Source organism: Micromonospora sp. WMMA1996, assembly GCF_002573675.1.
GTDB classification, from domain to species: domain Bacteria; phylum Actinomycetota; class Actinomycetes; order Mycobacteriales; family Micromonosporaceae; genus Micromonospora; species Micromonospora sediminicola.
This window is the reverse complement of the sequence record NZ_PDHU01000001.1, coordinates 1093064-1114526: the sequence shown is the minus strand read 5'-3', so window position 1 is coordinate 1114526 and position 21463 is coordinate 1093064. Positions and strand designations below refer to the sequence as shown.

Here is a 21463-nt window from a genome sequence, read left to right as displayed (position 1 = left end):
ATCGACGGGTGGCTCAGGTCGCCACGGCGGCCGGGTAGCGGGCGCTCTCCAGCGTCCAGTCGATGGTGCCGCGCACGGCGGCGGCCACCCCGTCGAGATGGGCGGTGACCGCCTCGTCCAGCGCCGGGCCGAACGACGGGACCGCCGCGCGCAGCGCGCTGAACCGGCTCATCTCGGCACGCCAGTGCCCCGCGACCAGGTCGACCGCCACCGGCAGCGGCACGCCCCGCTCGGCGGCCACCGCGAGCACCAGGTTGTGCCCGCCGCCGGTGGCGCGGTCGCGTTCCAGCGAGGCGATGTCGTTGAACCACGACAACAGGTCGTTGGCCAGTTCGGCGAGGCGGCGCAGCGCCGGGTGGTGGTAGACCGCGTCGGGCAGCGGTCGCCGGGCGGCGAACTCGATCAGCGGGTACGACACGAACGCCGCCGAGGTGGCCCGGCGCAGCCGCACGTACTCGGCGACGCCCGGCGGCCGGCCCGCGGTAGTGGCCGCCGACTCCCGGGCGACGCCGTCGAGGTGGTCGGCCACGGCGTCGGCGAACCGCAGCCGCCAGCGCGCCGGCATCCGGCGACGCGGCTCGCGCCAGGCCTGGACCAGCAGCCGGCGCAGCGGGCCGGAGAAGCCGGGATGACGGGCCCGGGGGCCCTCGCGCAGCAGCGCCAGCGTGCCGTCACGCAGCGCCCGGATCTGTTCCGGCGTCAGTCGGTCCGGCCCGTCGCAGGCGTCGTCGACGAGGAAGAACCAGGTGAACAGCGCGGTCAGCACCCGCAGGTCGGGTTCCGTGGCGTCCGGGTAGAGCCGGCCGGCGTAGCGGGCGAAGCCGGCCCGGACGAGCCGCTGCCGGGTGGCCGGGTCCAGTGGCAGGCCGAGCCGGTCGAGTTGACCGACCAGCCAGCCCTGCACGACGTCGGCGTGCGGCGAGATCCCGGGCGCGATGGGGCAGTCGGAGCGCAGCGCCCGCAGCACCGCCGCCGTCATCACCGGGCCCTTCCATGGATGTGGATCGCCGATCAGAGAATCCCATGCCGTGGAAAGGTCCGCCGACCCGGTGGACATCCGGGCCGGGCACGCCGAAAGCGGGACGGTCCGGGCCGCGGTTCCGGGGTCGCCTTCCGGCTGTCCCCGGCGACCAGGCAGGCTTGACGGCATGCGCGAACCATGGGTGGTGGGCGTCTCCGGCGCCTCCGGCACACCGTACGCGGCGGCGGTCGTCCGGGGCCTGCTCGACGCCGGCCAGGCGGTGGACCTGATCGTGTCGCGGGCCGCCCGGCTGACCGTCCTGGACGAGACCGGCCGGCCGTTCCGCGACGCGCACTGGGCCGAGGACCTGGCCGCCTGGCTCGGCCGCGACCTCGCCGGCGCGGACCTGCGGCACTGGCCCGCCGGCGACCTGGCGGCCGGCCCGAGCAGCGGCTCCTACCCGGTACGCGGGATGGCGGTCGTGCCGGCCAGCACCGCGGCCTGCGCCGGCATCGCGATCGGGCTCTCGAAGGACCTGCTCCAGCGCGCCGCCGAGGTGAACCTGAAGGAACGCCGGCCGGTCGTGGTCGTGCCCCGGGAGACCCCGGTGACCCGCAGCCACCTGGAGCACCTCATCGCGCTGCACGACGCCGGCGCCGTGGTGCTGCCGGCCAGCCCGGGCTTCTACGGCGCCGGGGCGGCGGCCTCGGCCGCGCAGCTGGTCGACTTCGTGGCCGGCAAGGTGCTCGACGCGCTCGGCGTCCCGCACACGCTGTTCCGGCGGTGGTCCGGTGAACTGGCCGCGGCCCGGCGGGACGCCGACCCGGCCTGACCGACCCCGGGGACACCGGACGGGGCGCGGCCCGGCCCACCGGCCGCACCGCGCCCCGCTCGTTCAGTACATGCCGGCGTTCGCCGGGCCGGGGCCGGTGGAGGCGGTCGGACCCATGTTGCGGGCCTTGCCCATGTCGTCCGCCTCGTCCAGCATGCCCTCCCCTTCCAGCAGGGCTCGCACCTCGGATTCCCGAAACCGGCGATGCCCGCCTGGAGTCCGGATGCTGCCTATCCGGCCGGCCGCTGCCCATCTGGTCACGGTCTTCGGGTCAACCCGAAACAGCGCAGCGACCTCACCCGGTGTCAGCAGGCGATCTCCAGTGTCCACAGCCCCCTCCTCGCGTCGACGAAGCCCCCGGCTGAACACACTGCCCCCGGCCGGTGCGAGCCCAGAGCCGTCATGAGGGACGTATGGCAATTACAGCACCAGCGACCGGGCGTGTCCGCCAAACGCGAAAAACGCACACACTGAGAAGTTAGTAAATGGTACCGGCGTAGAACCCCCGTGACCGCACGTTTGTGAATGGCGACGTGACGTCATGTTCAACGGGTGCCGAGCGCGTCCGGTGACGCCCAAACGGATAGGGTCACTCTCCGTGGACACGATCGACCTGAGCCTCGTGGAGCTGCTGCGGGGCAACGCCCGCCTGTCGTACGCCGAACTGGCCCGGCAGGTCGGCCTCTCCGCCCCGGCCGTGCACGAGCGGGTCGGCAAGCTGGAGTCCAGCGGGGTGATCCGGGCCTACCGGGCCGAGGTCGAGCCGGAGGCGATCGGGCTCGGCGTGACCGCGCTGATCGGCATCATCGAGGACTCCGACGCGGACACCGACGACGTGCTCGACGCGTTCCGGCAGATCCCCGAGATCGAGTCCTGCTACTTCATGGCCGGCGTCGAGTCCTTCCTGCTCAAGGCCCGGGTGGGCACCATCGCCGAGTTGGAGCAGCTGATCGTCCGGCTCAACCGGACCCCGGGCGTCGCCTCCACCCGCACCGGCATCGCGCTGTCGACCAAGTGGGAGAACCGCCCGCAACCACTCGAACCGCCGCCCGCCTGACCGCCACCCCTGGCCCGGAGGTGGTGCGGACGGCTACGGTGCGCCGATGACGACCTCGGGACGGGGCGCCGCCGTGGTGACCGGGGCGGCCGGCGGGCTGGGTCGGGCGACCGCCGCCGCGCTGCACGCCGACGGCTGGCGGGTGCTGCTCACCGACGTGGACGCCACGGCCGTGGCCGCCGCCGCCGAGCCGCTGGGCGGCTGGTCCCACCCCCTCGACGTACGCGACGAGGCCGCCTGCGCGGCGGTCGCCGCCGAGGCGGCGGACGCGCCGGGTGGCCTCGGTCTCTGGGTGAACAACGCCGGCATCCTGGTCACCGGCCCGTCCTGGGCGCACGACGCGCCGACCCGCCGACGGGTGGTCGAGGTGAACACGCTCGGCGCGATGAACGGCACCCAGGCGGCGTTGGCGGTCATGCGGCGGCAGGGCCGCGGGCACGTGCTCAACATCGTCTCGCTGGCCGGGCTGATCGCCGCGCCCGGGGAGACGGTCTACGCGGCCAGCAAGCACGCGCTGCTGGCGTTCAGCCTCGGCACCCTGGCCGACCTGCGGATGGCGGGCGTCCGGGGCGTACACGTGTCCTGCCTGTGCCCGGACGGGATCTGGACGCCGATGCTGCACGACAAGCTGGACGACCCGGGCGCGCTGGCGTCCTTCACCGGCGCGCTGCTCACGCCGGAACGGGTGGCCGCCCGGGCCGTTCGGCTGGCCCGCCGGCCCCGCCCGGTGGTCAGCCTGCCGCGCTGGCGCGGCGCGCAGGTCCGTCTCCTCGACACCTTCCCCCGGTTGGCCCTGGCCCTCACCCCGGTGGTGCGGGCGGCGGGTCGGGCCGGCCAGCGGCGGCAGGCCCGCCGGGTCCCGGCCGATCCGAGCCCACCTCGCTTGTAACGTTGCCGGCGTGACTCATCTCGACCGGTGCGACGAGGCCAGCCGGCGCTGGGTGACCGAGGCGATCGCCGCGGTCGAGGCGGACGCCAACCGCTCCGCCGACACCCACCTGTTGCCCTTCCCGCTGCCGCGCGAGTGGGGAATCGACCTCTACCTCAAGGACGAGTCGGTGCACCCCACCGGATCGCTCAAGCACCGGCTGGCCCGCTCGCTGTTCCTCTACGGGCTGTGCAACGGCTGGATCGGCCCGGACACCACTGTCGTCGAGGCGTCGTCCGGTTCGACAGCGGTCTCCGAGGCATACTTCGCACGGATGCTCGGCCTGCCGTTCATCGCGGTCATGCCCGCCTCCACCTCGCCCGAGAAGATCGCCCAGATCGAGTTCCAGGGCGGGCGCTGCCACCTGGTCGAGGACCCGGGCAAGGTGGTGATCGAGGCGCGTTGGCTGGCCGAGGACGCCGGCGGCCACTACATGGACCAGTTCACCTACGCCGAGCGGGCCACCGACTGGCGGGGGAACAACAACATCGCCGAGTCGATCTACGCCCAGCTCGCGCTGGAACGGCACCCGGTGCCGGCCTGGGTCGTGGTGGGCGCCGGCACCGGCGGCACCAGCGCGACCATCGGCCGGTACGTCCGCTACCGCCGGCTGCCCACCAAGCTCTGTGTGGTGGACCCGGAGAACTCCGCGTTCTATCCCGCCTGGCAGGCCCGCGACTGGTCGGTACGCACCGACCGCGGCTCCCGGATCGAGGGCATCGGGCGGCCCGGCGTCGAGCCGTCCTTCCTGCCCAGCGTGGTCGACCGGATGGTCCAGGTGCCGGACGCCGCGTCGCTGGCCGCGATGCGGGCCGGCTCGACGGTGCTCGGCCGCCGGGTGGGCGGCTCCACCGGCACCAACCTCTGGGGCGCCTTCGGGCTGATCGCGGAGATGCGCGCCGCCGGCCGCACCGGCTCGGTGGTCACGCTGATCTGCGACCCGGGCGACCGCTACGTCGACACCTACTATTCCGACCGGTGGGTGGCCGCGCAGGGGCTCGACCTCGCCCCGCACCTGGCCACCATCGACCGGTTCCTGGCCGACGGCGTGTGGCCGGCCTGACCGCTCAGCGCGGGTCGACCCGCTCGGCGAGCCCGGGATAGCGCACCACGAAGCCCTCCGGGTCGACCTCCAGGTCGGCGGTGAAGCCGTCGCTGGCGAAGCGGACCCGGCCGGGACCGAGCGACGTGTAGACCTGCTCGGCGGGGATCACGGCCAGCGAGGGCAGCAGCACCCACGCCACCTTCACGCCGGTGGCCAGGTCGGCGGGGAGCCGGCCCAGCCCGATCCGGCGGATGGGCAGCGTGTTGGTCAGCGGGGAACCGCCCAGGTCGACGTCGAGCGCCTCGGCCAACCGGTCCGGGTCGTCCGTGCCGGGCAGGCCCGCCGTGGGGTGCCCGGCCGCGCGCAGCGCCGCGTCCAGGTCACCCTCCTCGCCGGTACGCACGCGCCACCCGTCGCCGGCCCGCTCCAGGCGCACGCTCCGCGACCAGCCGGCGCCGTCGGCGTCGACCTCCAGCCGGCTGGTCGACCAGTCCGGCGCGAGCGTCAGGCGGTAGCGGCAGGTGTAGGGGATCGGGTCCACGGCCAGCGCCACACCGTGCGCGGTCAACCCCTGAGGCTCGTCGAGCACGACGTGTTCGGAGCCGGCGGTGTCGGTCCGGACCCAGAAGAGCGACTTCGGCATGCTCCGGACGTTACGCGAGCCGGCCGGCACCGGCAGCGGATGCGCGAACGCCGCCGCCGAGCGGGTGCTCGACGGCGGCGTTCGCGGTGGTGTCGGTCGTCAGTGGGTGCGGGCCGGCGGGCGCCCGCCGAATCCGCGCCGGTCGTCGCGCGGCCGGTCGTCCCGACCCCGCCCTTCCGGCCGGAACCCGCCCCGACGCTCCGCCGGGCGGAAGTCGCCCCGGTCGCCGTAGCGCCGCTCGCCCTGGCCGTCCCGGTCGCCGAAGCGCCGCTCGCCCTGCGGGCGGTCCTCGTGGCGGCGGTCGCCGAAGCCGTGCCCACCGCTCGGCCGGTCGTCACGCCGCCGGTCGGTGCGGGCGTCCCGGTCGTAACCGGGCCCGCCCGCCGGACGGTGCCGGTCGCCACCGAACGGACGGTCGCCGCCGGTCCGGCCGCGCTCCGCCCGGTCGCCGAAGCGCCGGTCGTCGGACTGCCGGGCGCCGAACCGGTCGTCGGGCCGCCGATCGCCGAAGCGCCGGTCGTCGCGGGCGGGCCGGTCACCGAAGCGGCGGTCGTCCCGACCCTCGGTCCGGTCGAAGCGGCGGTCGCCGCCGAAGCCGCGCTCGCCGGTGGGACGGTCGTCGTAGCGCCGCTCACCGGTCGGCCGGTCGCCGTAGCGTCGCTCGCCCGTGGGCCGGTCGCCGAAGCGTCGCTCGCCCGTGGGCCGGTCGCCGAAGCGTCGCTCGCCCCGCCCGTCCCGATCGCCGGCACCCCGGCCGCCGCGGTCGAAGCCGCGCCCGTCGCGGTCGCCCCGGTCGAAGCCGCGTCCGTCGCGGTCGCCGAAGCGGCGCGGGCCGCCCCGCCGCGGCTCCGGCTCCTCCCGGACCGGCACGCCGCTGGGCTCGCGGGCGCCGGTCAGCTCGGCCAGCACCGCGTCGCCCGCGCGGACCCGCGTCTCGGCCGGCTCGACGCCCGCCTTCTCCAGCATGGCCAGCGTGGTCCGGCGCTGCTTCGGCAGCACCAGCGTCGCCACCGCGCCCGACTCGCCCGCCCGGGCGGTGCGGCCGGCCCGGTGCAGGTAGTCCTTCGGGTCCTTCGGCGGGTCCACGTGCAGCACCAGCGTGACGCCGTCGACGTGGATGCCGCGGGCCGCCACGTCGGTGGCGACCAGCACGTTCGTCCGGCCCTCGCGGAACTCGGCGAGCGTCTTGGTGCGCATCCGCTGGGTCTTGCCGCCGTGCAGCCCACCGGCCCGTACGCCCACCGCGGCGAGCTGCTCGACCAGCCGGTCGACGCCCAGCTGGGTGCGGGCGAAGAACATGGTGCGTCCCTCACGGGCGGCGATGGCCGCGGTGACCGCGAACTTGTCGTGCGGCGGGATCAGCAGCAGGTGGTGGTCCATGGTGGACACGGCGGCGGTCGCCGGGGCGGTCGAGTGGGTGACCGGGTCGGTCATGAACCGCTTGACCAGCGTGTCGACGTCGTTGTCCAGAGTGGCCGAGAAGAGCAGCCGCTGGGCGTCCGCCGGCGTCTTCGCCAGCAGCTCGGTGACCTCGGGCAGGAAGCCCATGTCGGCCATCTGGTCGGCCTCGTCCAGCACCGTGATCTCGACGTCGTCGAGCCGGCAGACGCCGCGCTGGATCAGGTCGCCGAGCCGGCCCGGGGTGGCCACCACGATCTCCACGCCACGGCGCAGCGCGTCGATCTGCCGGTCGTAGGGCACGCCGCCGACGGCGGTCTTGAGGAAGATGCCGACCGCCTTGCCGAGCGGCATCAGCGCGTCGTTGACCTGCATGGCCAGCTCACGGGTGGGCACCAGGACCAGGGCGCGGGGGTGCAGCGGCCGGGCCCGGTTGCGGTCGGCGAGCCGGGCGATCACCGGCAGGCCGAAGGCGAGCGTCTTGCCCGAGCCGGTCTGGCCCCGACCGAGCACGTCGCGACCGGCGAGCGCGTCCGGCAGCGTGGCCCGCTGGATCTCGAACGGGGTGGTGATGCCCTGGCGGGCGAGCGCCTCGACCACCGGCCGGGGCAGGCCGAGGGAGGCGAAGTCGGTGACCTCAGGGATCGGGTCGGTGGACGGGGACGTGCCGGGGGCAGCGAAGGTGGTCAAGAAATGCCTTTCGAGCGGGGCGCATCTTCGCGATGGCCGCCGCGGCAGTCATGCCGTCGAATCGCCCGCAAGATCGCCCATGGGCGCGTAGTCGGTCGCGCCGGGTCAGTGATCCCGACAAGTGTACGGCGCTCCGCCGCACCGGCCACCTCGACGCGAGGTGGTAGTGGGCGGACTCACCCCCGGGTCAGCCGGTCAGCCCGCTCAATGCGTCGTTGGCCAGGAAGACCACGAGCAGACTGATCGCGATCAGCATGGTCAGCGCGACGGCCAGCACGATGATGACCTTGGCGTTGCTGGCCCGGGTGGTCGGGGAGTCCTCGGCCCAGCCCTGGGCCAGGATGTGCCCGGTCAGCGAACCGGAGGTCTCCGAGGGGCCGCCCTGCGGCAGCGAGACGGTGGCGAAGCCGGGGCCTTCGGTGCCGCCGTACACGGTCGAGGCCAGGTCCTGAACACCCGACTGCTGGCGTACCGGACGGGTCGGTTCGGCCTGGTGGGCGGCCGGCGGCGGCCAGGTCGGCAGCGCCGGCGCCGGCACCACCGGGGGCGCGGCGGGTGGTGGCGGCGCCGACACGGGTGCGACGGCCCAGGCCGGCTGCGCGCCGGCCATGGCGGGCGGCGGCGGGAACGGCGGCGCGGGCATCGGGCCGGGCGGCAGCGGGGGCGGGGGTACGGCCGGCCCCGGCGGCGGCGTGGGCGGCCCGGGGATCGGCGGGACCGGTCCGGGTGGGTTCGGCCCCGGAACGGGCGCGGGCGCCGGCGGCGTGGGCACGGGCGGCGCGGGCGTGGGCGCCGGGGGAGCGGGCAGCGGCGGCTCCGGACGCAGCGGCGGCTCCGGCTCGGGCACGGGCGGCGCGGGCGAGGGAGGCGTCGGACCCGGTACCGGGGTCGGCGCCGGCTCGGGCTCCGGGCCGTGCGGCGTCGGGGGCTCCGCCGGCTCCGGCGGCTGTGCGGGCTCCGGCGGTTCCGGGTTGACCGGTCCCGCCCGGTAGATCCGCGCGGCGGCGGGAGCGGCCGCCACCGAGGCCGCGGCCTCGTCGGCCGAGACGGGACTCAGGCCGGGTACCGAGACGCTGGCCCGGGCGTGCGCGACGCCGGTCGGCGGCGGGGCCGTGGCGGTGGGACCGGCCGGCTCGGGCGACGGGTCGCGTCCGGCCGGCACCTCGGCGGCGGCGGAGGTGCCCGGTTCTCCCGACCGGTCGGCGGTGCCCCCGGCGCTCGCCGGGCCGTCCCCCGCGGCCGGGCCACCGGTCGGGGTCTCCGTCCGCGGCGCGGGCACCCGGGCCGAGGCGGAGGCCCGTGGTGGCGGGACGGCGGCGGGCGGCTCGTCGTCGGGTGCGCCGGCCGGGTCGGCGGGCGGCTGGTCGGCCGGTTCGGTGGACGTGGCCGGGTGGTCGGCCGCCGCGAAGGCGGACCAGCTGGACGGCGGGACCGTCGCACCGGGGCGGCGCCGGTCCAGGGGTGGCGGCGCGTCCGCCGGGGCGCCGGCCCGGTAGGTGGTGGCGGTGGCCGGCGGCGCGGGCAGATCCTCGTCCGGTGGCGGCACGGCCGAGCCGGCGACGCTCACCCGGGCCCGGGCGACGGCCACCTGGCCCGGCTGTGCCCGTTCGGCCTGGTCAACGGCGGGGTCGGGCGTGGATCCCGGGTGGACCGTCTCCGCCGGAACCTCGTTATCGCCCATCTCGCCCTCCGCACCCGCGCTCGGCCCCGACCGTGGCGTCGGCCGGAACTGCCCGGATCTCACCGTGCCATATTCCGGCCCGGGAGCACAGCCGGAGTGGACGGTTGGGTCAGTCGGCGCTGCTCGGGCTGGCGGATCCGCTGCCGGACGGCGCGGCACTGCTCGTGCTCGGCTCCGCCGCGGTGCCGGTCGGCTCGGCCTCGGCGGTGCGGCTCGGCGTCGGGCTCGGCGAGTCGGACGGGCTGGCCGGCGGCGTGGTGCTGGTCGACGGCGTGGGCGACGGGCTGGAGGTGGTCGGCGTCGGCTTCGGCGTGTCGGTGGGCTTCGGCGAGCCGGTGGGCTTCGGCGTCGCCGTCTTCGTCGGCTTCGGCGTCGGGGTGGGCTTGGCCGGGGTGGTCGGCGCTGTCGGCACGGTCGGCGGCGGCACGGGGGTGGCCGGAGCGGGCACCGCGCCGACCACGCGGGTGGCGGCGTAGAGCCGGGACCAGCGGACCACCGAGATCTTGACGACGTCGCCGGTGCGCGGCGCCTCGACCATCTTGCCGTTGCCGATGTACATGGCGACGTGGTGGATGCTCGTCCAACTGCCGCTGGAGGCGAAGAAGAGCAGGTCGCCGGGGAGGAGGGCGTTCGGGTCGACGGTGCGGGCGCGGGTCGCGAAGTACTGGTCCCGGGAGACCCGGGGCAGGCCGCGGTAGCCGGCCGACTGGTAGGAGGCGAGCACCAGGCCGGAGCAGTCGAAGCGGTCCGGCCCCTCGGCCGCCCAGAGGTAGGGGTCACCGAGCTGGGCCAGCGCGTAGCGCACGGCGGCGAGCGCCCGCGGGTCGGCGACCATGCCGGCGATGCTCTGGTTGACCACGTACGAGTTGCCGAGCCGCTGCTCGGCCACGTCCTCGCGGCGCTCGATGTCCAGCAGCTTGGCGGCGTTGTCCCGGCGGAGCTTGAGCAGCGCCGCCTCCTGCTTGTGCAGATCCGTCTCGACCTTGGTGTATTCCGCGGTCTTCTCGGTGACCCGCCGCTGGACCGCGTCGTGCGCCTCGCGGGCGACCTGCTCGGCGGTGGTGGCCCGGAGCAGCTCGCCGGTCACCGACGTGGTGGCCGCGCCCTCGGCCCGGTCGCCCCGGGTGATCCGCTGGAGGTTGGCGAACTCACGCAGGCTGCTGCCGAACTCGCCGGGCGGCAGCGCCGCGTCGGCCTTGACCGCGTCGGCGGCGGCGCTCTTGGCGTTGTCGCTGGCGCGCACGAGCGCGTCCTGCGCCTCCTTGAGCCGGCCGGCGGCGGCGGTCAGTTCGGTCTGCGCGGCGTCGCGCTCCCCCTTGACCCGCAGGAGGTTGTCGCCGAGCTGGGCGACGAGCGCGTCGACCTGGTTGATCTGCGCGATGAGCGGGCCGTCGGCGGGGTTGGTGACGCCGGTCGTGGCGCCCGGGAGGCCGGGCGTGCGGCCCGGGCCGGTGGCGCCGGGCAAGCCGGGAACGGCGCCGGGCTGGCCCGGAACCGCGCCGGGCGCGGTGGGCAACTGGAGCGTGCCGGTGACCTGAGGCCGGGAGCCGGTGCTGGGCACGGTGTCGGGGAGCGGGTCGGCCCAGGCGGGGGTGGCGAGCGCCGCGGCCGCGACCGCCCCCAGGAGGGCGGACCAGAGCGCCGGGCGCAGGACCGGTGAGATCACCGGCTGCCGACCTCGTCGCCGTCGGGCCTTGGTGCTGTCGACCATTCCGCTCCCCGTCCGGTCTGGTGCGCGCCACGCGTCGTGGGCGTGTTGGGACAGGACGGCCCCGGTGTGTGTTCCGCCCCACCCTGTCTTACCTCACCGACGCAGCGATGTCGATGTGCGGAGGGTGACGGGAGGTGAACCGGGTCGCTGCCGCCGACCGCGTGGGCGGTCCGTCCGACCCGCGACGTACGCTCGATCGGTACCCCAGGTGGAAGGACGTGGCTTTCGGATGGACGCCGGACTCAAGCGCGAGCTCGAAGCGAAGGTCTACGCGGGGGAGCGCCTGACCCGCGAGGACGGCATCGCCCTCTACGAGAGCGACGACCTGACCTGGCTGGGCCGGCTCGCCCACCACAGGCGTACGGAGCTCAACGGCGACCGGGTGATGTTCAACGTCAACCGTCACCTCAACCTGACCAACGTCTGCTCCGCGTCGTGCGCATACTGCTCGTTCCAGCGAAAGCCGGGCGAGAAGGACGCCTACACGATGCGGATCGACGAGGCGGTGCGCAAGGCCAAGGAGATGGAGGACGAGCAGCTCACCGAGCTGCACATCGTCAACGGCCTGCACCCGACGCTGCCCTGGCGTTACTACCCCAAGGTGCTGAGCGAGCTGAAGGCCGCGCTGCCGAAGGTCAACCTCAAGGCGTTCACCGCGACCGAGGTGCAGTGGTTCGAGAAGATCAGCGGGCTCACCGCCGACGCGATCCTCGACGAGCTGATGGAGGCCGGCCTGGAGTCGCTCACCGGCGGCGGCGCGGAGATCTTCGACTGGGAGGTCCGGCAGCACATCGTCGACCACGCCTGCCACTGGGAGGACTGGTCGCGGATCCACCGGCTCGCCCACTCCAAGGGCATGAAGACCCCGTCGACGATGCTCTACGGCCACATCGAGGAGCCCCGGCACCGGGTCGACCACGTGCTGCGGCTGCGGGAGCTGCAGGACGAGACCGGCGGCTTCCAGGTCTTCATCCCGCTGCGCTACCAGCACGACTTCGTCGACTCGGCGGACGGCAAGATCCGCAACCGGATCCAGGCCAGCACCACGATGGCCTCGCCGGCCGAGTCGCTCAAGACCTTCGCGGTCTCCCGGCTGCTGTTCGACAACGTCCCGCACGTGAAGTGCTTCTGGGTCATGCACGGGCTCTCGGTGGCCCAGCTCTCGCTCAACTTCGGCGTGGACGACCTGGACGGCTCGGTCGTCGAATACAAGATCACCCACGACGCCGACTCGTACGGCACGCCGAACACCATGCACCGGGACGACCTGCTCCACCTGATCTGGGACGCCGGCTTCCGGCCGGTGGAGCGGAACACCCGCTACGAGACCGTCCGCGAGTACGACGCCGCGCCGTCGATGGCCGAGCGTCGCTCCGAGCCGCAGCAGGTCTGGGCCTGACCCGGCGATGAGCACGCGGGAGCAGCAGCGCGCGTTTCCCCGGCGGGACGCCGAGGGGCGCATCCTCACCCTCGGCGACCTGCTCGGGGTGACCCTCGCCGGCCTGGTGATCGGGCTGCTGGCGTTGCTGCTCTTCGAGTGGGCGTTCGCCACCCTGGGCGCCGGCGGTTTCGGGCGCACCAACGGGTGGCTGGCGGTGATCCTGCCGCTCTGGCTGTTCTGGGACGACTTCCGGGCGTGGGAGTTCGGCGCGGCCCGGGTGCTGGCCGCGCTGGTCGGCATCGCGGTCGGCGTCGTTGCCGGTCTGCTGGTGGCCGGGCTGGCCGCCGGCCTGCCGGCGCTGTTCACCGGCGCGCTGGCCGCGGCGGTGTTCACCGTGGTCTACGCGGTCATCTGGTTTCATGGCGTGCACTGGTTGGCCCGGCGGACGGGCTGAGGCGCGGAGAGAGTGGGAATTGCGGGCATGAGCGCGGCGGTCAAGTACACGCTGGGCCGGATCGGGCTGTTCGTCGCCGTGCTGGCAGCCCTCTGGTTCGTCGACATGAACATGTTCCTGCGGCTGATGCTGGCGTTGGTGTTCTCCGCCGCGCTGTCGTTCTTCCTGCTCAAGGGCTGGCGGGACCAGATGGCCGGGGAGATGGCCGACGCGTCGGAGCGTCGCCGCGCGGAGAAGGACCGGCTGCGGTCCGCGCTCGCCGGTGACGACCAGGCCGCGCCGGAGGGCGAGCGCCGGGACGGCTGACGCGCCTCCCGCCCGGAAACGGGGCAGCGGCTGCCCGACCCGGCCGCTAGGGTCAGCCGCCGTGAGTTTCCTGAACAAGATCGACGGATGGCGGACCAAGGTGTTCGTCTGGATCGGCCTGCCGGTGATCGCCGGCATCGGGCTGATGATGGGTGCCACCGACCTCCTGCCCACCTGGCAGGCGCACAACGGTGGCGGCACGGCGGGCACGTTCACCGCCGTGTACGAGGACTGCGGCCGGCGCAACTGCGAGTGGCGCGGCACCTTCGCCGCCGACCAGGGTGACGACCGGCGCGCCGACGTCATCCTCTACGACGCCCCGGACGGCCTCGCCGTGGGCGGCACCGCCCCGGCGCGGGACACCGGCGCCCGGGCCGGCGTCTTCTCCACCACCGGCGGGTCGACGTACCTGCTGGTCACCGGGTTGACCCTGGCGGGCGTCGCCGCGCTGGTGGCGTGGGTGGTGATCATCTTCCGGGCGGTGCGCAACCGCCGCGCCAAGCCCGAGGGCGAGCCCGTCTCGTTCGCCCCGTCCCTCTGATCGCGACGCACCGGGGCCCGGCGCGGGGAACGCGCCGGGCCCCGGTCCGGATCACCAGTTGGTCGAGCCCGGGACCGCCGGCCACGGCCGGTCTGTCGGCTTGATCAGGTACGCGATGCCGCCGGAGCCGGAGGCCACCGTGCCGTTGGCCCGGTAGCGCTTGGTGCGCAGCCAGATCTGCTCGAACTGCTCGCGCTGGTAGACGTTGCGGACCGCCTCGTTGGAGGAGGACGCGGGGTCGTTGACGATCACGTCACCGTCGGCGGTGAAACCGACGATCACGAACAGGTGCCCGGAGGTGCCGTAGTTGGCCCCGTCCAGCTCGCTGGCGAGGAACGACTGCGAGGTGACCACCGGGATGCCGGCCTTGATGAAGCGCTCGGCCTCGTCCAGCGAGTGCAGCCGGGTGACCCGCGCCTCCAGGCCGGGGAAGCCGGCCGCGTACGCGGTGTTGAACGGCCAGTTGCCGGCGCCCTCGTACTCGTGGTCGTAGGTCATCCGGGCGGCGTGGTCGACGGTCGGGTCGGGGTAGGAGGGGTCGACCCAGGAGGTGTCCTCGGCGGAGGGCTTGCGACCCCAGTACTCGACCACCATCTCCGTCGAGGTGGGCGAGCACCACGCCTCACCGCCGCCGTCGTACTCCGGGTACTCGCCGATGTGGACGTTCTGCGAGTAGCGCGGCACGGCCAGCTCGGTGCCCCAGGCGATGCCGCCCCGGCTCGGGGTGACGGTGAACCGGTCCGGCACGTTCGAGGCCATCGCGCCGACCATCCGGACCTGCGGCGCGGCGGCCTGCCCCGGCGCGCGGTAGAGGGTCAGCCGGAGCTGGTACGAGCGCAGCAGCACCCCGGCCGCAGCGTCGTCGATCGAGAACGTGTCGGTCCAGATGCTCGACCAGGGGTCACCCTGGCCGTCCAGCGTGGCGCGTTTGATGTCCTGGTCGCCGGAGGCCCAGCGGCCCATGACGTACCACGGGGTCTGCGCGCCGGTGTTGTAGGTGCCGTGCAGCTCGACCTGGATCCAGGTGCCGGCCGGGGTGCTGGCGTTCCACGACGCGACCAGTTCGGTGGCGTCGAACCCGATCCGCCGCTCGGGCGAGGTCCAGGTGGCGTACTCCCAGGTCCGGGTCGTGCCGGTGTGTTCGTCGGTGAACTCGGTCGTGCCGGCGGGCCGGGCGATGGTCAGCGCGGGGTGGCGGCCCGGGACGGCCCGGGTGCCCTGGTGGGAACCGCCGCGCCAGTCGGAGTAGCGGGAGAACTCCTGGAACGTGATCTGTTCGTCGTGGGTGACACCCGGCCGGTGGCCGTGCGCCTGGGCGGGCGCGGTGGTGCCGAGGAGAGTGAGCGCGGTGAGGCCGGCGAGGGCGACCGCGCGCAGGGGTCTTCCGAACATGGCAGCTCCACAGGGAAACGGCATCGTTGCCGTTCACTGTCGCGCTTGGCGGGAAGTTTCGCCAGATGTTCAGGCATGGAAAATCATTGCCGGCGTGACGATCCGGTCGGGATGCCCCCACAGAAAGACAGATGTTGATATGACCATGTGACTCCTGGTGAAGTGTGCGGACAACGGGATCTCCCGTACCCCCAGGAGGTTGTCGATGGCCTTCCGCACATCCCCGCTCCGCCGCCGGCTGGCGCTCGCCGCCGCCGTCGGCCTGACCCTCGTCACCGCGGCCGCCGGACCGGCCGCCGCCCGCCCGGCCCCGGAGCGGCCCGGTGAACCGGCCGCCGTCGCCTACCGGGTGCTCGGCCCGCGTACCGTCGCCGACCGCAGCGCGGTCGCCCGCACCGGCGCCGCGATCGACTACTCCGAGCACGGTGTGCTGCACGTCACGGCCACCAGCGCCGAGGCCGCCGCGATCACCCGGCTCGGCTTCCGGCTGGAGAAGGACGTCGCGCCGGCGCCGGCCGGCGGCGCGACCGCGTACGCCTTCCCGCCCGCCGACTCCAACTACCACGACTACGCCGAGCTGACCACGGTGGTGAACCAGGTGGTCGCCGACCACCCGAGCATCGCCCGCAAGCTCAGCATCGGCACCTCCTACCAGGGCCGGGACCTGATGGCGGTGAAGATCTCCGACAACGTCGGCACCGACGAGAGCGAACCGGAGATCCTGTTCAACGCCCAGCAGCACGCCCGCGAGCACCTGACCGTCGAGATGGCGATCTACCTGCTCAACCTGTTCACCGACAACTACGGCACCGACTCCCGGATCACCAACATCGTCAACTCCCGGGAGATCTGGATCGTCCCCACCGTCAACCCGGACGGCAGCGAGTACGACATCGCCACCGGCTCCTACCGCTCCTGGCGGAAGAACCGGCAGCCCAACAGCGGCTCCTCGTACGTCGGCACCGACCTGAACCGCAACTGGAGCTACCAGTGGGGCTGCTGCGGCGGCTCGTCCAGCTCGAAGTCGTCGGACACCTACCGCGGCCCGTCCGCCTTCTCCGCCCCGGAGACGGCGGCGCTGCGCAACTTCGTCAACGGCCGGGTCGTCGGCGGCGTGCAGCAGATCAAGGCGAACATCGACTTCCACACCTACTCGCAGCTGGTGCTCTGGCCGTACGGCTACACGTACAGCAACACCGCCACCGGGATGAACGCCGACCAGTACAACACCTTCGCCACCATCGGTCGGCAGATGGCGGCGACCAACGGCTACACCCCGGAGCAGTCCAGCGACCTCTACATCGCCGACGGCACCAGCATCGACTGGATGTGGGGCGCCCACAAGATCTGGGCGTACACCTTCGAGATGTACCCCGGCTCGGCCTCCGGCGGCGGCTTCTACCCGCCCGACGAGGTGATCCCGGCGCAGACCTCGCGCAACCGCGAGGCCGTGCTGCTGCTGTCCGAGTACGCCGACTGCCCGTACCGGGCGATCAACAAGCAGAGCCAGTACTGCTGACCTCACCACCGGGTGGGGACCCCGGTTCCACCCCCGCCGGGGTCCCCACCCACCCCGCCCGTCCGGACGATCTCCGCTGCTCGTGCGCTACCGTGGCACCGACCGTGCCACAGCGAAGCCGGTGCGAAACCGGCGCTGTCCCGCAACTGTGATGCCCCGTACGCGCGGCGTCGGCCTCCCGCCGGCGCCGACGGACGTGGGACGAGCCAGGTCGCCTGCGGCCCGGTCGCGACACGCGCTCTCGAGGAAGGGCGCCTCGCGGACGGGCCTTCCCTCCTGTCGGCGAAGCACCACGCTCCTCGACCGACAGGAGGATCGATGTCCCGACGTACCCCCCGGCTCTTCGCCGCCGCGCTCGCGGCCGGCGCGCTGCTGCTCGCCGGCTGTGCCGAGAAGACCGCCACCGACACCCCCGCCGCCGGCGGCTCCGGTGGCGCCTTCCCGGTCAGCGTGGGCAACCTGACACTGGAGAAGCGACCCGAGAAGATCGTCTCGCTCTCGCCGACCTCGACCGAGATGCTCTTCGCGATCGGCGCGGGCAAGCAGGTCACCGCCGTCGACGACCAGTCGAACTACCCGGCGGACGCGCCGAAGAGCGACCTCTCCGGCTACCAGCCCAACGCCGAGGCGATTGCCGGCAAGAACCCCGATCTCGTGGTGATCGCCAACGACACCAACAAGATCGCCAGCCAGCTCGTCGCGCTCAAGATCCCGGTGCTGCTCGCCCCGGCCGCGAGCACGCTCGACGACACGTACCGGCAGCTCACCGACCTGGGCAAGCTCACCGGCCACCCGGCCGAGGCGGACGCCGTGGTGCGCAAGATGAAGGACGACATCACCGCGCTCACCAAGGACCTGCCCAAGCGCGCCGAGAAGCTGACCTACTACCACGAGCTGGGTCCCGAGCTCTACAGCGCGACCAGCAAGACCTTCATCGGCACCATCTACGCGCTCGCCGGCCTGGAGAACATCGCCGACCCCGCCGACGCCGACGGGAAGAACGGCGGCTACCCGCAGCTGTCCCAGGAGGTCATCGTCAAGGCGAACCCCGACTTCGTCTTCCTCGCCGACACCAAGTGCTGCCAGCAGAACGCGGACACGGTCAAGGCGCGCAGCGGCTGGGGCGGCGTCACCGCCGTGAAGAACAACCAGATCGTGGCGCTGGACGACGACATCGCCTCGCGCTGGGGGCCCCGCGTGGTCGACCTGCTCAAGGCGATCGTCGACGCCACCGCCAAGGTCCCGGCCTGACCGTGGCCCTGCGACCGGTGGACGCCGTGCCGGCCGGGACGCCCGACGCGTCCCGGCCGGGCGGCCGGCTGCCCGGACCCCGCCGGGTCGGACCACGCGTCGGCGCGGCGGAGGTGCCGGGCCGGCCGGCCGGGCTGCGCAAGCGGTGGCTGCTCGCCGGCTTCGCCGCGGTCCTGGTCGCGCTGGTGGCCGGCGTCTCGCTCGGCCCGGTCAACCTGCCGCCCGGCAGCGTCGCGGCCGAACTGCTCAACCTGCTGCCCGGCGTGCACCTGGACAGCGGGCTCACCGAGCGGGAGGTCGCCATCGTCACCGAGCTGCGGCTGCCCCGGGTCGTGCTCGGCCTGCTCGTCGGCGCGCTGCTCGCCCTGGCCGGCGGCTGCTACCAGGGCGTCTTCCGCAACCCGCTGGCCGACCCGTACCTGCTCGGGGTGGCCGCCGGGGCCGGGTTCGCGGTCACCGTGGCGATCGTGCTCGGCGCCGGGGCCGGCGGCGCGCTGACCGGGTTGCCGGTCACCATCCCGCTCGCCGCGTTCGTCGGCTCGCTCGGCGCGGTCGTGCTGACGTACCTGCTCGGCGCGGCCGGCGGGCGGGACCGCTCACCGGCCGCCCTTATCCTCGCCGGGGTGGCGGTCTCGGCGTTCTTCTCCGCCGGGCAGACCTACCTGCTGCAACAGCACTCCGACACCATCCAGCAGGTCTACTCCTGGCTGCTCGGCCGGCTCGCCACCGCCGGCTGGCACGACGTACGGCTGGTCCTGCCCTACTTCGCGCTCACCGCAGTGGTGGTGCTGCTGCACCGGCGCGAGCTGGACGTGCTCTCCGTCGGCGACGACGAGGCCAGCAGCCTCGGGCTGCACCCGCAGCGCTCCCGCTACCTGCTGATCGCCGCCGCCTCGCTCGGCACCGCCGCCGCCGTATCCGCGTCCGGCCTGATCGGCTTCGTCGGCATCATCGTGCCGCACACCGTCCGGCTGCTCGCCGGCGCCAGCCACCGGGTGATCCTGCCGCTGTCGATGCTCTTCGGCGGCGCGTTCCTGGCCCTGACCGACGTGGTCGCTCGCACCGCCGCCGCCCCCGCCGAGATCCCGATCGGCGTGGTCACCGCGGTGCTCGGCGGACCGTTCTTCGTCCTCATCCTGCGTACCGCCCGTCGGGTGGGCCAGTGAGCGCGAGGAGTGAGCCGGGCTCGCGAGCCGGGGAGGCCGAGCCCGCCGCCGCGGTGCGGGTCCGGGACCTGCGGGTCGAGCTGGGCGGCAGCTCGATCCTGGCCGGCGTCGACCTGACTGTGGCGGTGGGCGAGTGGGTCACCGTCATCGGACCCAACGGCGCCGGCAAGTCCACCCTGCTGCGCGCCGTCGGCGGTCTGCTCACCGGCGCGGGCGAGGTCGCCCTCTTCGGTACGCCGATCCGCGCGCTGCGTCGCCGTGACCGGGCCCGGGTGGTGGCCACCGTGGCGCAGTCCCCGGTGGTGCCGGCCGGCATGTCGGTCTTCGACTACGTGCTGCTCGGGCGCACCCCGTACATCCCGCCGCTGGGCCGCGAGTCGGCCGCCGACCTCGCCGCCGTCCAAGACGTGCTGGACGGGCTGGACCTGGGTGGATTCGGCCGACGTGAGCTGGCCACCCTCTCCGGCGGGGAGCGGCAGCGGGTCTTCCTGGCCCGGGCCCTGGCCCAGGGCGCCACGCTGCTGCTGCTCGACGAGCCGACCAGCGCGTTGGACATCGGGCACCAGCAGGAGGTGCTGGAGCTGGTCGACCAGCTCCGCCGCGAGCACGACCTGACCGTGCTCGCCACCATGCACGACCTCTCCATCGCCGGCGAGTACGCCGACCGGCTGGTGCTGCTCGCCGACGGTCGGGTGGCCGCCGCCGGCCCGCCCGAGGAGGTGCTCACGGAGCACCTCCTGGGCCTCCACTACCGCGCCCACGTCCGCGTCATCCCCGGCCCGCACGGGCCGCACGTGGTCCCGCTCCGCCGGCGGTAGAAGGAAGGGCCCCTTCTTAACGCCTCCGGTAGAGGAGGGGCCCCTTATTAACGCCACCTGTTAAGAAGGGGCCCTTCCTTACACGCGGGCGGTCAGCGGAGGGTGGAGACGGAGAAGAGGGCGCCCTGGGGGTCGCGGAGGGCGGCGCTGCGGCCGGCCGGGTTGTCGCGGGGCGGGACGAGGATCGTGCCGCCCAGTTCGGTGGCCCGGGCCGCCGTGGCGTCGGCGTCCGCCACCGCGAAGTAGACCGTCCAGTACGCCGGCAGGTCGGCCGGCAGCGGCTCGGCCTGCGGCAGCATGCCGGCGACGATGCGGGCGCCGCAGCGCCACCCGACGTAGGCGACCGGCCCGGTCGGTCGCTCCTCGGGATGCCAGCCGAAGACCAGCGCGTAGAACTCCCGCGCGCCCTCCGGGTCGGGCGTGACCAGTTCGTTCCAGCACATGGCGCCGGGCACGTTGAACAGCTCCGCCCCGCGCATCGCCATCGGCTGCCAGACGCTGAACACCGCGCCCGCCGGGTCGGCGAGCACCGCCATCCGGCCCTGCCCGGCGACGTCGAACGGGGAGACCACCACCTGCCCGCCGGCCGCCTCGACCCGGGTGGCCACCAGGTCGGCGTCGTCGGTCGCCACGTACGTGGACCAGATCGGCACCTGGTCCGGCATCGCGGGCGGGCCGGCGCCGGCGACGGCCTTGCCGTCCTTGAGGAAGACCGTGTAGCCGCCGGCGTCCGGCTCGGTCGAGACCCGTCCGGTCCAGCCGAACAGCTGCGGGTAGAACCGTCTCGCGTCCTCCAGGCCGGGGGTGGCCAGGTCGGTCCAGCAGGGCGTGCCGGGCTCGACGCCGTTCACGGTTGCCCCTCTCGCCGGGGCGGCCCCCACTGGCCCGCCTGCCGGCATCGTGGCACCGTCGGATCGACCCTCGGGCCGGAACCGGACAAAAGGTCAGCTGAAGCGGCGACCCTCGTCCCGCCGGTAGGCCCAACCGGCCACCGCGGCGAGCGCCACCACCCAGACCACCAGCATCACCAGCGCCCGGGGATCGGGCTGCCAGTCGGTGACGGCCGCCCACATCAGCTCGACGGCGCCCCGGGTCGGCAGGTAGGGGGCGATCGCCTTGATGAAACCGGGTGCGTCGTCCGGCCCGGAGAGCAGGCCGCCGCCGAAGGCGAGCGGGAAGAAGACCACCTGTGCCACCACGATCGCCGCCTTGCTCGGCAGCGAGTAGCCGATCGAGAGGCCGAGCAGCGTGAACGGCACCGAGATCACGGCGACGGCGCCGAGCCCGAGCAGGAACTGCGGCGCGGTCACCCGGGCTGCGGTCGCCACCGCGGCGATCACCACCACCGGGACCATCGACAGGTACGTCAGCACCAGGCCGGCCAGGATCCGCCCGGCCAGCCGCGGTGCCGGCCCGGCCGGCAGGGTCCGGGTGTACGGGTTCCAGGGCTGGTCGCGATCCTCGGAGACACCCACGCCGTACTGGAAGATGTTGGCGGTCATCACGGCGAACGTGACCATGGCGGCGGTGGCGTAGCTGGCACCGGTGGGGTCGTCGCCGGCGAACGGCACCACGAAGAAGAGCATCGAGGCGGCGGGGAAGAACGCACTCCCCACCACGGCCACCGGGACCCGGAGGATCTCCATCAGCTGGTAGCGCGCGTGGACGAGGGCGAGCGGCACGGCGGTC

The 21463-nt window shown here is 73.9% G+C and carries 20 protein-coding genes, 1 pseudogene and 1 riboswitch; of the genes and pseudogenes, 12 read left to right on the top strand and 9 right to left on the bottom strand.

Annotated elements, in window-relative coordinates; all coding sequences use genetic code 11:
• Positions 1 to 13: 13 nt before the first annotated feature.
• Complete coding sequence (locus COO58_RS05425) at positions 14 to 979, bottom strand: terpene synthase (RefSeq protein WP_091565261.1); 966 nt, start codon at positions 977 to 979, stop codon at positions 14 to 16.
• A gap of 169 nt (positions 980 to 1148) precedes the next feature.
• Between COO58_RS05425 and COO58_RS05420 the strand changes: the two genes are divergently transcribed.
• Positions 1149 to 1793, top strand: a complete 645-nt coding sequence (locus COO58_RS05420) for a UbiX family flavin prenyltransferase (RefSeq protein WP_091565258.1) — start codon at positions 1149 to 1151, stop codon at positions 1791 to 1793.
• Between the two features lie 63 nt (positions 1794 to 1856).
• Here the strand turns inward: COO58_RS05420 and COO58_RS05415 are convergent, their stop codons facing one another.
• On the bottom strand, positions 1857 to 2123 hold the full coding sequence (locus tag COO58_RS05415; RefSeq protein ID WP_091565253.1) for a BldC family transcriptional regulator: 267 nt from the start codon (positions 2121 to 2123) through the stop codon (positions 1857 to 1859).
• A 268-nt stretch (positions 2124 to 2391) separates the two neighbouring features.
• Between COO58_RS05415 and COO58_RS05410 the strand changes: the two genes are divergently transcribed.
• From COO58_RS05410 to COO58_RS05400, 3 genes are read left to right on the top strand one after another with little or no spacing between them, the layout of a single operon-like run.
• Positions 2392 to 2850: an Lrp/AsnC family transcriptional regulator gene (locus tag COO58_RS05410; protein ID WP_091565250.1), complete on the top strand. Its 459-nt coding sequence runs from the start codon at positions 2392 to 2394 to the stop codon at positions 2848 to 2850.
• A 46-nt stretch (positions 2851 to 2896) separates the two neighbouring features.
• On the top strand, positions 2897 to 3739 hold the full coding sequence (locus tag COO58_RS05405) for an SDR family oxidoreductase (RefSeq protein WP_091565247.1): 843 nt from the start codon (positions 2897 to 2899) through the stop codon (positions 3737 to 3739).
• A gap of 10 nt (positions 3740 to 3749) precedes the next feature.
• Complete coding sequence (locus COO58_RS05400; RefSeq protein WP_098744057.1) at positions 3750 to 4841, top strand: PLP-dependent cysteine synthase family protein; 1092 nt, start codon at positions 3750 to 3752, stop codon at positions 4839 to 4841.
• Positions 4842 to 4845: 4 nt separating this feature from the next.
• Here the strand turns inward: COO58_RS05400 and COO58_RS05395 are convergent, their stop codons facing one another.
• From COO58_RS05395 to COO58_RS05380, 4 genes are all read right to left on the bottom strand, one after another.
• Complete coding sequence (locus tag COO58_RS05395; protein WP_098744055.1) at positions 4846 to 5466, bottom strand: putative glycolipid-binding domain-containing protein; 621 nt, start codon at positions 5464 to 5466, stop codon at positions 4846 to 4848.
• Positions 5467 to 5565: 99 nt separating this feature from the next.
• The gene (locus tag COO58_RS05390) at positions 5566 to 7554 is read right to left on the bottom strand and encodes a DEAD/DEAH box helicase (RefSeq protein ID WP_091565235.1); all 1989 of its coding nucleotides are present in this window, start codon (positions 7552 to 7554) and stop codon (positions 5566 to 5568) included.
• Positions 7555 to 7741: 187 nt separating this feature from the next.
• Positions 7742 to 9235 (bottom strand): hypothetical protein, encoded by a 1494-nt coding sequence (locus COO58_RS05385; RefSeq protein WP_098744054.1) that lies wholly within the window; start codon positions 9233 to 9235, stop codon positions 7742 to 7744.
• Positions 9236 to 9344: 109 nt separating this feature from the next.
• Positions 9345 to 10946, bottom strand: a complete 1602-nt coding sequence (locus COO58_RS05380) for a C40 family peptidase (RefSeq protein ID WP_176558743.1) — start codon at positions 10944 to 10946, stop codon at positions 9345 to 9347.
• A gap of 229 nt (positions 10947 to 11175) precedes the next feature.
• Between COO58_RS05380 and mqnE the strand changes: the two genes are divergently transcribed.
• The 4 genes from mqnE to COO58_RS05360 all read left to right on the top strand — a co-directional run bounded on the left by mqnE (position 11176) and on the right by COO58_RS05360 (position 13628).
• Positions 11176 to 12345 (top strand): aminofutalosine synthase MqnE, encoded by a 1170-nt coding sequence (mqnE, locus tag COO58_RS05375; protein WP_091565229.1) that lies wholly within the window; start codon positions 11176 to 11178, stop codon positions 12343 to 12345.
• Between the two features lie 7 nt (positions 12346 to 12352).
• The gene (locus tag COO58_RS05370; protein ID WP_091565226.1) at positions 12353 to 12781 is read left to right on the top strand and encodes a hypothetical protein; all 429 of its coding nucleotides are present in this window, start codon (positions 12353 to 12355) and stop codon (positions 12779 to 12781) included.
• Between the two features lie 27 nt (positions 12782 to 12808).
• The gene (locus COO58_RS05365; protein ID WP_098744053.1) at positions 12809 to 13087 is read left to right on the top strand and encodes a DUF4229 domain-containing protein; all 279 of its coding nucleotides are present in this window, start codon (positions 12809 to 12811) and stop codon (positions 13085 to 13087) included.
• Between the two features lie 61 nt (positions 13088 to 13148).
• Positions 13149 to 13628, top strand: coding sequence for a hypothetical protein (locus tag COO58_RS05360; RefSeq protein ID WP_091565217.1), 480 nt, complete (start codon positions 13149 to 13151; stop codon positions 13626 to 13628).
• Between the two features lie 51 nt (positions 13629 to 13679).
• On the opposite strand, the gene COO58_RS05355 is transcribed toward COO58_RS05360, so the two are convergent.
• A complete protein-coding gene (locus COO58_RS05355) occupies positions 13680 to 15020 on the bottom strand; it encodes a C39 family peptidase (RefSeq protein ID WP_091565215.1) in 1341 nt (446 codons plus the stop codon).
• A 205-nt stretch (positions 15021 to 15225) separates the two neighbouring features.
• On the opposite strand from COO58_RS05355, the pseudogene COO58_RS05350 reads away from it, so the two are divergent.
• The 4 genes and pseudogenes from COO58_RS05350 to COO58_RS05335 all read left to right on the top strand — a co-directional run.
• Positions 15226 to 16536, top strand: a pseudogene (locus COO58_RS05350) (M14 family metallopeptidase); the annotation flags it as partial.
• Positions 16537 to 16656: 120 nt separating this feature from the next.
• Positions 16657 to 16750, top strand: a riboswitch (cobalamin riboswitch).
• A gap of 107 nt (positions 16751 to 16857) precedes the next feature.
• Positions 16858 to 17790 carry an ABC transporter substrate-binding protein gene (locus COO58_RS05345; RefSeq protein WP_091565211.1) on the top strand — a complete coding sequence of 311 codons (933 nt, stop codon included), beginning with the start codon at positions 16858 to 16860 and terminating at the stop codon, positions 17788 to 17790.
• A gap of 68 nt (positions 17791 to 17858) precedes the next feature.
• A complete protein-coding gene (locus COO58_RS05340) occupies positions 17859 to 18956 on the top strand; it encodes an iron ABC transporter permease (RefSeq protein WP_098746119.1) in 1098 nt (365 codons plus the stop codon).
• Between the two features lie 53 nt (positions 18957 to 19009).
• On the top strand, positions 19010 to 19774 hold the full coding sequence (locus COO58_RS05335; protein WP_098744049.1) for an ABC transporter ATP-binding protein: 765 nt from the start codon (positions 19010 to 19012) through the stop codon (positions 19772 to 19774).
• Positions 19775 to 19866: 92 nt separating this feature from the next.
• Here the strand turns inward: COO58_RS05335 and COO58_RS05330 are convergent, their stop codons facing one another.
• Positions 19867 to 20673, bottom strand: a complete 807-nt coding sequence (locus COO58_RS05330) for a VOC family protein (protein WP_369700170.1) — start codon at positions 20671 to 20673, stop codon at positions 19867 to 19869.
• 45 nt (positions 20674 to 20718) lie between these two features.
• The gene (locus COO58_RS05325) at positions 20719 to 21456 is read right to left on the bottom strand and encodes an ABC transporter permease (protein WP_091565198.1); all 738 of its coding nucleotides are present in this window, start codon (positions 21454 to 21456) and stop codon (positions 20719 to 20721) included.
• Positions 21457 to 21463 lie beyond the last annotated feature (7 nt).